Source organism: Chitinophaga agrisoli (assembly GCF_008386695.1).
GTDB classification, from domain to species: Bacteria; Bacteroidota; Bacteroidia; order Chitinophagales; family Chitinophagaceae; genus Chitinophaga; species Chitinophaga agrisoli.
Genome location: NZ_VUOC01000037.1, coordinates 1 through 811, shown reverse-complemented (window position 1 = coordinate 811; position 811 = coordinate 1). Strand labels below are relative to the sequence as shown.

Genomic DNA, 811 nt, shown 5'->3' with positions numbered 1-811 from the left:
GCGGTCTACCATTATTTTGTTGGCCCTTGGGCTTGCTGCTGTGGCGGGTGTTCCTACCAACCCACAAAGGATTATTGGTGGCTCCACGACCAACATTAACCAGTATCCCGGTAGAGCTGCTTTGTTGTATACATGGAATTGGAATCAGTGGTGGCAGTCTTGTGGTGGAAACATCCTTAACCAGAGATCTATCCTTAGTGCCGCTCACTGTCCATACGGTGACGCTACAGGCCGTTGGCGTATTCGTGTTGGTTCCACCTTTGCCAACAGTGGGGGTGTTGTGCATAACGTGAACAGAATTATCATTCATCCCAACTATAACAGACGTACTGCTGACAGTGACCTCTGCATCTTACGCAGTAATTCCAACATAGCTTATAACAACAACGTTCGTCCTATTAATATTGCTGGTGCCAATTACAATCTTGGTGATAACCAAGTTGTTTGGGCTGCTGGTTGGGGTGCTACATCGCTCGGAGGGTCTAATTCGGAGCAACTCCGTCACGTCCAGGTCTGGACCATCAATCAGAATGCCTGCGTCCAACGTTACAGACCCATTAACCGTGCTATCACCGCTAACATGTTGTGCTCTGGTGTTTTGGACGTCGGTGGTCGCGACCAGTGCCAGGGTGACTCCGGTGGTCCTCTCCTCCACAACCGCGTCCTCGTTGGTGTCTGCTCTTGGGGACAGTACTGCGCTGACCGTCGCTTCCCTGGTGTTAACGTTCGCGTTTCCCGTTTCACCTCTTGGATCCAATCCAATTCGTAAAAATGTTAAAGAATGATCTTAATTCAAATATAAAAGCACCAA

General features: G+C 49.2%; 1 protein-coding gene. It reads left to right on the top strand.

Features of this window, described 5'->3' with window-relative positions:
* Positions 1–40: 40 nt before the first annotated feature.
* Positions 41–769 (top strand): S1 family serine peptidase, encoded by a 729-nt coding sequence (locus F0L74_RS34540; protein WP_497707334.1) that lies wholly within the window; start codon positions 41–43, stop codon positions 767–769.
* Positions 770–811 lie beyond the last annotated feature (42 nt).